This is a genomic window from Aerococcus sanguinicola, assembly GCF_008726925.1.
GTDB lineage: Bacteria > Bacillota > Bacilli > Lactobacillales > Aerococcaceae > Aerococcus.
Genome location: NZ_VYWO01000004.1, coordinates 71,965 through 85,329 on the forward strand (window position 1 = coordinate 71,965; position 13,365 = coordinate 85,329).

The following is a 13,365-nucleotide window of genomic DNA, read 5'->3' on the forward strand; positions in this document are numbered from 1 at the left end:
AAACTACAGCTTAAAGACAGCTTTGGCTCAGCTCATTAAGCTTTTTTCTTCTTCGTAGAGAAGGTCAAGAGGCCGAGTCCTAGCATGAGGGTCAATACTGCCGGGTGGAAGCGGTTGGCGCTGTCTTCTGCCCCAGTCTGAGGTAATTGGGTCAGCGGGGTATAGGCCTTGGCTTGTCCAGCAGATGAATGGCCTGCTTTTAGAACTTTAACTTGGTCAAAGCTAGTCTCTTGACTTCTTTCTTCTGTCGAAGGTCGTTTCTCTACAGGACTTGGGTCTTTGTGACCTGGTGTCGGATCTTTAGAAATGATTGTCTGCTTGTCATGGTCCGCACTTTCTGGATCCTTAGACGGCAACTTATCCTGGTCCGAAGGTTGAGGATCCTTAGTTGGCAATTTATCCTTGTCTGAATGTTGAGGAGTTTTGTCAGTTTCTGGATCTTTCTCATTGGATTGAGGATCTTTATGGCCAGTTTCTGGATCTTTTGGATCTTTCGATTGGTCCTTATCGCCCTGTGGATCTTGAGGGTCCTTAGACTGGTCTTTAGCACCCTGTGGATCTTGAGGGTCCTTAGACTGGTCTTTAGCACCCTGTGGATCTTGAGGGTCCTTAGACTGGTCCTTGTCGCTTTCTGGATCGTTAGGGATGACAGCTGGTTTATCGGTCTTGGCACAGCCAACTTCAACGATCATCTTGCGGCCTTCCTGTTTGACCACCGTCTGGCCGTCCCGTGTTTCGGTGATGCGTTTCTCACCTGGATCGACCACTTTGACTTGGCCAGGTTTGAGATTTTTATTGTAGACCACTTCGATGCCTGGGCAGTCCTTGATGATTTCAACCGGAACTTCCTTGATCACTTCGACCGGAACTTCTTTGATGACCTCAACAGGAACTTCCTTGACCACTTCGACGACTTTTTCAACCGGAACTTCTTTGATGATCTCAACGATCTTCTCAACTGGTACTTCCTTGATCACTTCGACCGGAACTTCCTTGATAACCTCAACAGGGACTTCCTTGACCACTTCGACGACTTTCTCAACGGGAACTTCCTTGACGATTTCAACAATCTTCTCAACTGGAACTTCCTTGATCAATTGCTTGACGCCGACACGGAGGATGCGTTTTTGCGGTTCGCGGAGGACTTCCTGGTTGACTTGCTTGTCTTGGCGAACGCCGTTAACGATCGACTGGGTCACGGTTTCCTTGACTTGTCCTGGCTGACCGGCTTGGATTTCTTCGACCTTGCCTGAATCGAGCTGGTCGTCATAGATCACTTCTGTTGCAAAAGGCGTTTCATGGACACTTTCATGGTTGAACTGACCGTCATAGCCCTTGGTACCCACCTTCACAATATGCTTGGCTGGGGTCACCACTGGAACTTCTTCCGTGACTACCTGGCCATCAACCACCTTATTGACAATTTGAGTGGTCACATGGCCTGGTACAACTTGGACAGTTTCCACCTTGCCCTTGTCGAGACTTGGGTCATATTCAAAGATGGTTTCAACAGGAACATCCTTGTTGACTTCATGGGTGTTGCCTTGAACTGGCTTGGTGCCCACTTCAATAATCTGCGCTTTTGGTGCAGTGTAGGCGCCGTCTTGGCTGACTGGTGCGCCCTCAGCCTGGCCGTTCTTGATGGCTTGGGTGTAGTCCGTAGTCTTGGAACCCGGAACACCCTTTTGAATGACCTTGCTGGTGCCAGCTGCTAGATCAGAGTTTTCTCTAATTTCAACTGGGAATGGCACAGGACAGGTATTGGAGAACCTGTAGTCGCCGGTAAAGTCCTTAGAGCCAATGCGGACAATTTGTTTAGCAGGGGTCACTACCGTTTCTTCCGTATTGACTACCTTGCCGTCCACCACCTTGGAAACGACCTTGCTTTCCGTCTTGCCTGGGATTAATTGTCCCGTTTCGACTTGACCTTTTTCAAGGCTGTCATCAAAGACGTATTCAATTTCAACAGGAATTTCCTTGTTGATGGCTGTTTCGGTACCAGCAACAACCTGGGTGCCCACTTCAATGATGTGCGGTTTCGGTTCGACTGGATTAGAGATTGCACGTTCCAGTTCCCCATCGGCTTGGCCATTCTTGATGGCTTGAGTATAGGTCACGTCATAAGAACCAGGTTGACCTTGTTGAACCAGCTTGGTCTCGCCCGCCTTGAGATTTGGATTCTCACGGACTTCAACCTTGTAAGGGACTTCGAAGCGTTCAGTGTGGTTCACTTGACCGGTAAAGTCTTGGTTGCCAACTTTGATCACTTGAGTCACAGGTTCTTTGGTCACTTTGGACACGGGTTGGCCAACAATTTGAGAGTTTTCAATCGTAACGGTCGTTTCCTTAGTACCGGGTTGACCTGGTGTCAGCACTTGGTAGTCACCCTTAGGCAAGCTTGGATCAACTTCAACCTTGACATCAAATGGAATTTCTTCTGTAGACGTATGACTGCCATTCGTTTGGCCACCGATGCGAACGATCCGGTTTTCCGGCGCGATCACTTCTCGGGTCGCCCCAAAGACCTTATCTGCCATTGTGCCATTGGAGTATTTCTGACTAACATCGCGTTCAATTAAACCGAGTTTACCTTCTTTTTCAACGACCTCTTCACCTGCTTTCAGGCTTGGGTCGAGAATATATTCGGTCTTGAATGGTGCCAAGCTTTGTTCGGTATGCTTGAATTCACCAGAGAAGTCCTTGGTGCCCACCACAATGACTTGTTTGGCTGGGGTCACGACTTCTTCCGTAATGGTTTCAATCTTGCCGGTTTGAGGGTTGAAGACATTCTTAATCTTAGTCTCAACCTTACCTGGGGTGTAGGCACCCTTTTCAACGATGCCCTTGTCCTTAGTATTATCGTAAACATATTCAATCTCAGCTGGCACTTCCTTGACTCTGTTTTCAGTATTTTCCGGTGCCTTGGTGCCGACCTTGATGATATGAGTCTTCGGTTCCGTCCGCGCGATTTCTTCCGTCTTCAGCTGGCCATCAGCCGAACCATTCTTAATGGCTTGACTGTACTTGGTGGTCTTGGACCCGTTTTCACCCTTTTGAACTTCTTGAATTTCAAAGAGTGGGAGATTTGGATCTTCTTGGATGTCGACTGGGTAAGGAATACTTTCGGTAACATCGTGGGAAACTTCGCCGGTAAAGTCTTGGTCGCCGACTTCGATAATATGTTTGACCGGTGCCTTGGTCGTTGTCGTGCTTGGTGTGCCGACAACTTGAGAGTTCTCAATCGTGACAGTGGTTGTTTGTTCACCGGCTTGACCTTCTTGGGCCACTCTCGTTTCGCCCTTCTTGAGGTCCTTGACTTTCCGTACTTCCACTTCAAATGGGAGCTCTTCCTTGTGGGTGTAGGTACCGTCTGTCTTGGCCCCAATGCGGACAATCTTCTTGACTGGCGCCTTGGTTTGCTTGGTCTCACCTGGTGTGGATGCCGTCACTTGACCGTTGACGATCTTATGGGTGCTTGGAGTTTCTTCTTCACCGAGAACCCCTTCTTGGTCAACGACTTCCGTACCTGGCGCTAGACTTGGGTCGACCTTGTATTCCACTTCGAATGGAATTGGGTTCTTATCGACGGTTGTAAATGTGCCTTCAAAGTCCTTGTTGCCGACCTTGATGAGGGCATTTGTAGCCGGAGTCTCTTGGGTCACCTTGCCTTGGCCGACCACAGAGTTCGTAATTGGCCATTCGGTGGTCCGTGAACCTACTTTACCTGGGGTCACGATTTCGTACTTGCCGGCTTCGATGGCTGGGTCATATTCCACCGTGTAGGTAAATGGTAGCTCTTCGGTGTAAGTATGAACACCTTCTGTCTTGGCGCCGACTTTAAGCTTGCGATTAACCGGAGCCTTAGTTTGAACAGGATCAGAAACCACTTTTTCTCCTGGCACACCGTTCGTGATGGTTTGGGTTACCGTGGTGGTCGTTTCGCCTAACTGGCCTTTTTGTACTTCAACCACTTCGTTAGGTGCCAGGCTTGGGTCGACTTCGACTTCGGTTTCAAAAGGCAGGACATTGGTGTATTCATGGCTGAATTGGCCATTGTAGCCTTGGGTACCCACAATAATCTTCTTATTGACGGGTGCCTTGGTTTCCGTTGTCGTGGTGGCCCCTGCTGTCACCGTGCCATCTGCAGCAGTTACCGGTGTGGTCTGACTTTCTTCACCTGGGATACCTGTGTTCGGAACAATTTCTACCGTTCCGGCAGGCTTGGTGTTGTCGTATTCAATGTCCACATCGAATGGTTTTTGGTTGGTTGTTGTGACCGTCGTTGAACCAGCTAAAGGCTTCGTCCCCACACGGATGATCTGTTCTTTTGCTGGCGTTTCGGCTGTCACAGCTGACGTCATGGCCCCATCAGCGGCCCCATTCTTGATGGCTTGGGTGTAAGTGGTGGTCTTAGACCCAGGCACACCTTCTTGGGCCACATGGTAAGTGCCCTTGTCTAGGCTTGGGTCTTCAATGACCTTGACTGGGAATGGTACTTTCTCAGTGACCTCGTGGGAAACTGTACCCGTGAAGTCTTGGTCACCGACTAATACCACAGCGTTTCTTGCTTGTTCATTAATGGTTGGTTCAGAAGTGGCCGTGACTTGCGAGTTTTCGATGGTCAGGGTCTTGGTCTGGCTGCCTGCCTTACCCGGATTTTCAATCTTGTATTCACCCTTCTTAAGTGACGGATCTTTCTTGACTTCGACCACAAATGGGATGGGGGCGGTCACTTGGTGGGTGCCATTGGTTTTAGCCCCAATGCGGACGACGCGTTTAACCGGTTCTTTCGTTCGTGTGGCTTGCCCTGGTGTGGAGGCTGTCACTTGACCATTCTGGATGGTATGAGTGGTTGTTGTCGTTTGTTCACCAAGTTCCCCTGGATTTTCCACGACTTCAGCGCCTGGTTCTAAGGTCTTGTCCACGATATATTCGGTTTCATAAGGAATTGGATCCTTGTCTACTGTTTCAAAGCTGCCTTGGTAGTCTTTTTGACCGACCTTGATCACGGCATTAACTGGAGCGACTGTTTCAACGACAGGGTCGCCCACAATCTTGGAGTTTTCAATGGTCCAGGTCTTCTTGTTGGAACCGGCTTGGCCTGGTGTAACGACCTTGTAGTTTTCGGTCGCGTCCGGGTAATTGGTGTAGAAGTTCGGATCGAATTCCACGGTATAGTTAAATGGAATCGCGTCAGTATCGACTACCGTGCCGGTAGTCTTGGTTCCTACCTTAATGACTTGGTCTTGCTTAGGCTGCAGGGTCTTGGTCTGGACAGAAGATGGGATGAGGATGTCCCCAACATAAATATTCTTCGGATCCATTGGAATGATCTCATCGATTGGCACGCCGTTATAGAGATAGCTTGGCTCGCCGTATTCATCGACACCCTTCGTATAGAGGCTTCTGTCCCAATAGCCCTGGTTCACCATAAAGTCAACGACCTTATCGAAGTTCAGGCGTGAATCAATAAAGGCTGGGCCATCCCCATTTTGGAGGTAGTCGACTAGGGGCTTGGAATCAATCAGATAAGCCGGCACATACTTGCTTTGGGTCTTACCTACAACCCCTTCTTTGACCACTTGCTTGCTTCCGGATGGCAAGCTATCGTCAAATTCAACTGTGGTCTCATAAGGAATATCGTTGGTGTGCTCGTAACTCGCAATCTTGATCTTACGCGGCATCATCGGTGTGTCAACCGTCTTGTTTAAGCTAATGCCTCCAGTCTCAGCATTACGCGTGGACGTGATCGTCACATGACCATCCTGACCCTCTTCAACGATTTGATCCTGTCCCGGCTTCAGGCTAGGATCAAGGATGTATTCAGTGGTCATTGGAATATCCACACCCGTTTGAACGGGTTTAACACCAATCCGAATCTCAGCATCCTTCTTCGGTTTGAGGATGCTTTCTTCAATCTTAGAAATTACCGGTTGTTCCACCATCCGGCCATCACGGTTAACCCGTCTACGGTTGTCGAAGTTCCAGTCATAGACGGTGCGTTTAGAACCTAGTTCCCCATCCGTCTTCTTGATCACGCCCACATCGAGGGTGTCATCATAGACCACATGGGTGTCAAAAGGAATTTCTTCCACGACGGCATGCCCGCCTTGCGCCACGTTAGTTGGACGGGCAATAAATTGGGCCTTAACCGTCTCTGAACGCACTTCCTTAGTGACCGGGTCAATATAATTGGCCTTAACAGGGATGTAAACATTCTCGCCCCCTACGATATCCGCATCTTCAGGAACAACGGCGGTTACTTCACCCGTTGTAGGATTCACACTAACATCGGACCAGACATTGCCCCGGTCATCGGTATAGGTTCCCGGCACCAATTCAAAGGAGTCTGGCTTCAATTTATTGGGATCATCTGGGATCTCTGGTAATTGTTTTAGGGTGTCACCTTGGTAGCCGATTTCGGCGTGGTAGGCGGGGACATTATTATCAGAATCTTGAACCACGAAATAGAAGGCATGGGTATCCTTGGAGCCGTTGGTATAGGTGTACTCAATCGGCAAGTACATGGTATCCCCAGGTTGGGCATCGACTGGCGCCATCACTGTGAACTCGGACGGATTACCAGGGGTGGTTTCCACCTTCCAGCCCTTAGCTTCAGCCTTCTTCTTGAATTCTTCTACCAAGTCTCCATTGGTCCGCCCCTCAGCTTGGGCATTCTTCATGTCATCATAGGACTTAGAAGGGTTGGAGCCTACACCATGCGGTGAGTTAATCTTTAAGGTAATGGACTTACCGGGTCTCAGAGCATTGGAATAATCGGTATCCTTAGGCCCTTGGATACGGTTAAAGGTCTGGTCATAGTAACGGGTATCGTCCAAATTGATGGTGATTTCCCCGACCTTGTTGTAGTGGTCGTAGCGGGCAATCCCTTGCTTGTCGATGGTGACGGGTTGGCCATTGTGCGTGATGGTTTCAGTTCCCGCACCGGTTTCAACGTAATACTTATCTGTATAACCTTGATTAGTATTAATTTCATTAACTATGTTCTTAAATTCATCCGCCGTCCGCGGTCTGGCAAAGAAGCGTGCCCTTAGGTTTTGGATGCCTCTAAATTTATTATTATTAAAGATGGAATTAGGGTCTTGGAGAGCCCCCTCTGGCATCTTGAAGACAATCTCACCTGGCTTCACGGCTCCAACTTGAGCTGTGAGCTCCGCTTGATTGTCAGGCGTTACTAAAATGGCCCGAGCTTCCTTGGGATCAACGACGGTACCATCTGGATGGTAGACCTCGCTAGTAATCCGAGTGTAGTCTTCTGGCAGCAGGTTCTCAATCCGCGCTCCGGTCTTCAGGTATTGGCCTTTGACTGGAACTTTGGCAACATTTGTCTCCCCTACTACTGAAATAATGGATAAGTTCTTGTTCTCATTAGGATAGGGGTTGACGGAAAAACCTGTTGCAAAGTCTTTACCAGTAAACATCTTGGTATTAGGGTTATCCCGAGTGTATTCTGATTTCCAAGCGAAGGTCGTATTCTTATTGTCTACAGCATTGAGGTCTCTAAGAAATTCCTCCCCAGTACTAATGCCAATTTCAACTTGTCTACCAGTAGAGACCGTAGCATCGATTTTGCCCTCTTCTTCAGGCGACCTTGGATAGTTAACCCCTGCAAAATCTGGATCTTGACCAGGTTTTATGATTTCTCCGTTTCCACGCTTAACCTGAGCTCCTCTTTTATTGTCAGTCACATAGACATTGGTATAGGTACGGTCAGAATTGGCCCGATCAATTTCAACCTGGATCCCAAATTTTTTCTTATCCGTAGAGGTAGGGGATGGATTAAGGACGCTTGCGGTAACCCCTTCCCTAGTCGTGCCCACATCTTCTGTTGTGAAGCTTGAAGAAACCCCATTATTGGCCAAGTCCGAATCCCGGTAATGGCGGACCTGGTTCTCATCCGCTGACACCGAATTCTGGGTATCCGTTTTAACTTCTCCTGCATCAGTTTTAGCCACACCCTCACGTGGCTTAGCTTCTTCAGGCGCCGCCTGATAAGCAACTGGCGCTGGATTTACGGGCTCAGTAGCTTCTGGATTACTTTCATTACTGACAGCTGGCCCCGCAGGTTGGTTGACCGTGATAGCCGAGGGGTCAACTGCTTCTGCCGCTTCGACCCCCTGGACCTGACCAGCTAAAAAAGCTGCGATCGCCACACTTCCCACACCAAGCGTGGTCTTGCGGATCGCATAACGATAATTCTTCTCCATACAAATCCTCCTAGCTTAACGGCTTATCTCCAGGAAAAGAAGAGACAAGCCTTCCACTAAAGTGTTTATTTTTTTGTTTTATTCTAAATGATATTTTAATTAAATCAATATATTGTATCTTAGCATTTCCTTGCCAGACTGGCAATTTCTAAGTATTTTTTGCTTTTTAATAAAGTTTAAATGCAGACAAATACTTGATTTAACAAGCCTTTTTGCTTTTTCGCTTTTATTAAGAGGTACAAAATAAAAACTTTACTCTCTAAGATTTTAATGAAGAGAAAAGACTGAAATGTATTGTTTAGAGCATCCGCTTCTTGATTAATCTACAGAATCGACGATTAAGCGGTAGCGGTAGATCTTGGTCTTGACAATCAACCACTGGCCGTCAATCTTTTCAAATTTATCTTTATAATAACCATAGCCGTTAAAGGCCGCAAAGTCCTTAAAGAGGACCCGGTCCTCGAAAGGAAAATAGGCGCTGGCTGTCCGGTCCGATTCGATGCTGATCTCTGGAATGTGACCCATGTGGGCGCTCTGGGTACCTTCTCCCATAATCTTTCGGGCATTGCCCATCACTTCTGTCAGGGACCGGGAAGGCTCTTCTTTAGCTGGAAGCAAGGGGTGCTGGCCCTTGATGGGGTCCCAAGTCGACAGCGAGGTGTCGAAGACCACCTGTTCCGCCATAACAGTCGCTAAAAGGTCAAAGTCCTTACTGTCAATGGCGCGCCAGTAGCGGGCCTTGCACTGCTTAATGGCCTCAATCGCTTCTAATCTTTCCAATCTGTCCATAGTCTGTGCCTACTTTCTTTTTTGTCATCATTCTATACCCTGACTCCTATTTTGACTCGACCAATTTGCCAGAAACTAGCTCTGAGCATAAGATTCGCCCTCGCTAAGCTGTGCGCGTATAATGGCTAATGTAAGAATTTGTAGCTTGCAACTACAAAGGAGGAATAAAACTTATGTCAAAAGACTACCGCGTCTTATTATTTTATAAATACGAACACATTGAAGATCCTGAGGCTTTTGCCAAGGACCACCTCGCTTTCTGCAAGGGTATTGGCCTGAGAGGCCGGGTGCTTGTGGGCGAGGAAGGCATTAACGGGACGGTCTCTGGCACCATCGACCAGACCGACCAGTACATGGCTTACGTCCACAGCCTGCCTGGTTTTGAGGATGTCTGGTTCAAGATCGACGAGGCGGACGACTACGCCCACAAGAAGATGTTCGTCCGTCCCCGCAAGGAAATTGTCTCCCTCAACTTAAATGACGACCTGGATCCCCTAGAAACCACCGGCGACTACCTCAAACCAAAAGACTTCCGGGAAGCCCTTCTGGACGAGGACACCATTGTCTTGGACACCCGAAACGATTATGAGTACGACCTCGGCCACTTCCAGGGCGCCATCCGGCCAGATATCCGCAACTTCCGCGAACTGCCACAATGGGTCATCGACAACAAAGAAGAATTCATGGATAAGAAGGTTGTGGTCTACTGCACGGGCGGTATCCGCTGCGAAAAATTCTCTGGCTGGTTGGTCCGTGAAGGCATTGGGGAGAAAGTCGGTCAATTAGAAGGCGGCATCGACACCTACGGCAAGGATCCCGACACACAGGGTGACCTCTGGGAAGGCAAGATGTATGTCTTCGACGAACGGATCTCCGTTCCGATCAACCACGTCAACCCGAGCGTTGTCGGCCGCGACCACTTCGACGGCCAGCCTTGCGAACGCTATGTCAACTGCGCTAATCCTGAATGTAACGAACAAATCTTCGCTTCCGAAGCCAACGAAGCCAAGTACCTGCGTGGCTGTTCCCCTGAATGCCGCCGCCATCCCCGCAACCGCTATGTGGCTGAACACGGCCTCAGCAAGGCCCAGTGGGAAGAGCGCTTGAATGCTATTGGTGAAAGCCTGCAGGTTTCAGAAGGAATTTAAGCCATTCTAAAGAGCAAAACGAAAGTGAGCATCCGTTGCGTTTTTGAATTTGGGCCTTAAAAAGCCATGGCACCGGCTCGAGCCAATGTCTCTCGCCTAGCAAGAGTCAAACGGATCGTACGGCTAATGCCTACGATCCGTAATTCCCTTTGCTTGCTTATTCATGGCTAAGGCCCAACTTCAACACTCCACTCCTGCTCAGAATGATAGAGCAAAGTACATACATCTAAACTCTGCTTTAACCACCACTAGCATAAAAAATATGGTTTGTAATTGAAAAAGTAGCCTGTTTCATTCATGCAGGGACGGTTTTTCATAACTTCCCTAGCATCTTTCCCCAATCTGTGCTATAATACATTCTATCAGCACTGATATCGAGATGTAGCGCAGTCTGGTAGCGCACTAGCATGGGGTGCTAGGGGTCGCAGGTTCAATTCCTGTCATCTCGATCATTAAAAAAACGAGCGATGTATTAGCGTCGCTCGTTTTTTTATGCCTGCAGCCATTTAAAGTGAAGCCAGCAGTTAAAAAAGAAGAGTTTGGGACAAAAGTTCCGGCCTCTTTATCAAATACGAATTATTCTTTAAAAACGTGCTCCAAAAGTCAGCCCTGACATCCACTTCACGAATTATGGAAGATCCTTTGACAAGGTTCTTCCATAATTCGCTCCAGTGATTCAGGGCTAACCGACTTTTGTCACACTCTCTTCTTTTTGGCTTGTCTGTATCTGTCTGTGATGCTAGCTTACAGCCTTAAGAAGGATCAACTAGGCGCCATAAATCTCCAAGAAGCCCTGGCGGAGTTCCTGGTTGGCGGTGTCCTTGAAGTGGACCCGGCCCTCGCTATCTGGGCCCTCTTCTGCTACTAAGACCCGGGGACGCCCCTTGTCTTCCACAAAGAGATAGAAGTGGCGTTCCGAACTTGATTGTGTCTTGTCTTCGATATCACTATAGGCCGCCAGCAAGCGCAGATCGTCTGCCTCGCCTCCAGTTTGGACTTGGCGGGTCTGGCCATCCAAGGCAATGCCGAAGTCCTCCTGGGGTAGCTTGGCTCCATAGAAATCAGCTGGCTGGTCGGGCGTGTAGGCTTCATAGTCCTGATTCATCACTCTGCCCCAATTCTCCTTGATAAAGAAATCAAGACTTGACGCTCTATGGCCGGACCAAGCGCCGGCGTTTGAGCCATTAGCTGGCCGATCGGGATAGTGGTTGGTCACCGTGACACCGTAGCGGGCACTATAGTCGACGGCTGGTTTGGGCCCCATATCCCCTGTCAGTGGCACGCCGAACCAGATCTCACCCGTTGCTGGATCTTGGGCCTGGGCCCGGGTCGAGCCGATATCCGTCGAATAAGGCCAAACAATATGGGAATAAAGGTCTGCCTGGAAGGGAATTTCATCCTTAAAGTTGGGATAGTTAACCAGGGTCTGATAAGCTTCCATGGCGACGCCGGTATGGACAGCCAAGCGGTTGACCTCGTCAAAGGCTTCATCCGTCATCGCCGCCACATCCGCCATCTGCTTAGAAAAGTCCAAGTGATCTAAAACATACTGGCTCATCCGCCATTTAGCATCCAAGCGATTTTGGTACTCTTCATAAACCAAGCCCGTCAACCATTCCCGCATCTGATCCAGGGCTTCCTGGTCCGCTACATCGAGTTCTGGCAAGAGCATCTTCTCCAGGACAAAAGTATCCGAGTACAGGACCCGGTAGTTCTCTTGGTGGTCCTCCTTCGTCAGTTCTTGGTCCAATTTCTGATAGAGGGCGGCAATGGCCGGATGAACATCACCGGGATCACGATCGGCGGCTTGAACACTTTGGGCTGTGGGTAAGCCCGAGGCCAGTGCTTGGTCCAAACGCTTAGACCAGCGTGCATTGGCCTGGCGGAGGCCTTGAATATAGCTTGACCGGTCCTTATCTTTCGTCTCAGAAGCAGTCCCAAGGGATTCCTTGGTCAGGTCAGGGCTTGAACTCTCCACCTGACGGGACGCTTCACTCACTCGCGTCAACTGGTCGGCCGCCTGGCTCTGCCCCTGGTCTGGGCTTTGCTTGGGGCTAGCTACCTCCTGGCCACAAGCAGCCAAAGCCAACTGGCAAGCCAAGACCAAGCCCCCTAGTCTGATCCATCCTTTTCTCATCATCAGTCCTCCATCCTAATTCTTACACCATCTTTAACCGACATAGCGCATATAAAGCAAGGGATAGGGCCTGCCCGCCTCATCCTGCTCGGTCCGCCGGTAAGGCCTAAAGCCCATATGCTGGTAGAAGGCCACCGCCTGGGGATTCTGCTCGTTAACGGTGAGCTGGCGCAAGCCGTAAGCCGTCAAGCCTTCCTCGATTAGGGCCCTGCCGAGTCCCAGCCTCCAAGCATTCGGATGGAGGAAAAGCATCTCCAAGTTCTCCCCATCGATCCCCATAAAACCAACAAGTTCGCCCGCCGCTGACCAGGCCAAGACCAGCTGGGCTACCCCCATCAGACCACCAGGGACCTCTGCTTTGATGGCCTGGATAGCCGCTTCCGAGAGAAAATCGTGGCTGGCTCGGACCGACGCCTCCCAGATTCCCAGCAGGTCTGCTAGATAGTCTTCACGCTTAGTCAGTTCACGGATTTGAAAGTGTCTGGCCATGCTTAGACCTCATCTTCCCGCGTCAAACGCTCAATAATCGCCGCATGGTCCGGGTACTGGTCCAGCAAGTCCTGGCGGCTAAAGAGCTCGAAATCATCATACTCAAAACCAGGGGCACACAAGCAGCTCACCAGGGCATAGCCTTCTTCTACCGTCGAACCGAAGATAGTCCCCTGGGGCACCACATAAGATAAGCGTTGGCCCGCCTCAGGATCTAAGCCCAAGTCCACCCTTTCATAGCGACCATCCGGATAAATCATGTGAACCGTCAGAGGCTGGCCGGCATGGTAGTACCAGATCTCATCACAAGTCAAACGGTGGAAGTGGGACGGATTATCCGCTTCCAACACAAAATAAATCGATGTGTAGAGGGCCCGCTCGCCATCCCGAACCCTCTCCGAACTCTTGACCACTTGCCGGTAATAGCCCCCTTCAACATGGGGCTCTAGGTTGAGGGCCTTAGCCCATTCAGCACTTGTCTTCATTTACAAGACCTCCTTTGCCTCCAGTTTACCATCTTCCCTAGATGCCGCCTAGTCTTTCCAGTAAGGAAGTTTATTTCCGCACCAACAGA

Annotated in this window: 6 protein-coding genes and 1 tRNA gene; 2 read left to right on the forward strand and 5 right to left on the reverse strand. The window is 49.6% G+C overall.

Features of this window, described 5'->3' with window-relative positions:
- Positions 1-35: 35 nt before the first annotated feature.
- Both F6I03_RS06770 and F6I03_RS06775 read right to left on the reverse strand, forming a co-directional pair.
- The gene (locus F6I03_RS06770) at positions 36-8,228 is read right to left on the reverse strand and encodes a G5 domain-containing protein (RefSeq protein ID WP_070626299.1); all 8,193 of its coding nucleotides are present in this window, start codon (positions 8,226-8,228) and stop codon (positions 36-38) included.
- A gap of 318 nt (positions 8,229-8,546) precedes the next feature.
- A complete protein-coding gene (locus F6I03_RS06775; protein WP_070431372.1) occupies positions 8,547-9,017 on the reverse strand; it encodes a nuclear transport factor 2 family protein in 471 nt (156 codons plus the stop codon).
- Between the two features lie 173 nt (positions 9,018-9,190).
- Here F6I03_RS06775 and F6I03_RS06780 point away from each other — a divergent pair, with 173 nt between their 5' ends.
- Both F6I03_RS06780 and F6I03_RS06785 read left to right on the forward strand, forming a co-directional pair.
- Positions 9,191-10,165: a rhodanese-related sulfurtransferase gene (locus F6I03_RS06780; RefSeq protein ID WP_150983093.1), complete on the forward strand. Its 975-nt coding sequence runs from the start codon at positions 9,191-9,193 to the stop codon at positions 10,163-10,165.
- Positions 10,166-10,540: 375 nt separating this feature from the next.
- Positions 10,541-10,614: transfer RNA gene (locus F6I03_RS06785), tRNA-Pro, on the forward strand.
- A 317-nt stretch (positions 10,615-10,931) separates the two neighbouring features.
- Here F6I03_RS06785 and F6I03_RS06790 read toward each other — a convergent pair.
- Genes F6I03_RS06790 through F6I03_RS06800 form a run of 3 tightly spaced genes read right to left on the reverse strand, consistent with a single transcriptional unit; the run spans position 10,932 to position 13,276 of the window.
- Positions 10,932-12,302, reverse strand: a complete 1,371-nt coding sequence (locus F6I03_RS06790; RefSeq protein ID WP_070431374.1) for a DUF4767 domain-containing protein — start codon at positions 12,300-12,302, stop codon at positions 10,932-10,934.
- 33 nt (positions 12,303-12,335) lie between these two features.
- Positions 12,336-12,791, reverse strand: a complete 456-nt coding sequence (locus F6I03_RS06795; RefSeq protein WP_070431375.1) for a GNAT family N-acetyltransferase — start codon at positions 12,789-12,791, stop codon at positions 12,336-12,338.
- Between the two features lie 2 nt (positions 12,792-12,793).
- Positions 12,794-13,276 carry a cupin domain-containing protein gene (locus F6I03_RS06800; RefSeq protein ID WP_070431376.1) on the reverse strand — a complete coding sequence of 161 codons (483 nt, stop codon included), beginning with the start codon at positions 13,274-13,276 and terminating at the stop codon, positions 12,794-12,796.
- Positions 13,277-13,365 lie beyond the last annotated feature (89 nt).

What these genes read in the sequence shown, in the direction of transcription:
- F6I03_RS06770 (WP_070626299.1), bottom strand. Translation starts at nt 8,228, where the DNA reads ATGGAGAAGAATTATCGTTATGCGATCCGCAAGACCACGCTTGGTGTG.
- F6I03_RS06775 (WP_070431372.1), bottom strand. Translation starts at nt 9,017, where the DNA reads ATGGACAGATTGGAAAGATTAGAAGCGATTGAGGCCATTAAGCAGTGC.
- F6I03_RS06780 (WP_150983093.1), top strand. Translation starts at nt 9,191, where the DNA reads ATGTCAAAAGACTACCGCGTCTTATTATTTTATAAATACGAACACATT.
- F6I03_RS06790 (WP_070431374.1), bottom strand. Translation starts at nt 12,302, where the DNA reads ATGAGAAAAGGATGGATCAGACTAGGGGGCTTGGTCTTGGCTTGCCAG.
- F6I03_RS06795 (WP_070431375.1), bottom strand. Translation starts at nt 12,791, where the DNA reads ATGGCCAGACACTTTCAAATCCGTGAACTGACTAAGCGTGAAGACTAT.
- F6I03_RS06800 (WP_070431376.1), bottom strand. Translation starts at nt 13,276, where the DNA reads ATGAAGACAAGTGCTGAATGGGCTAAGGCCCTCAACCTAGAGCCCCAT.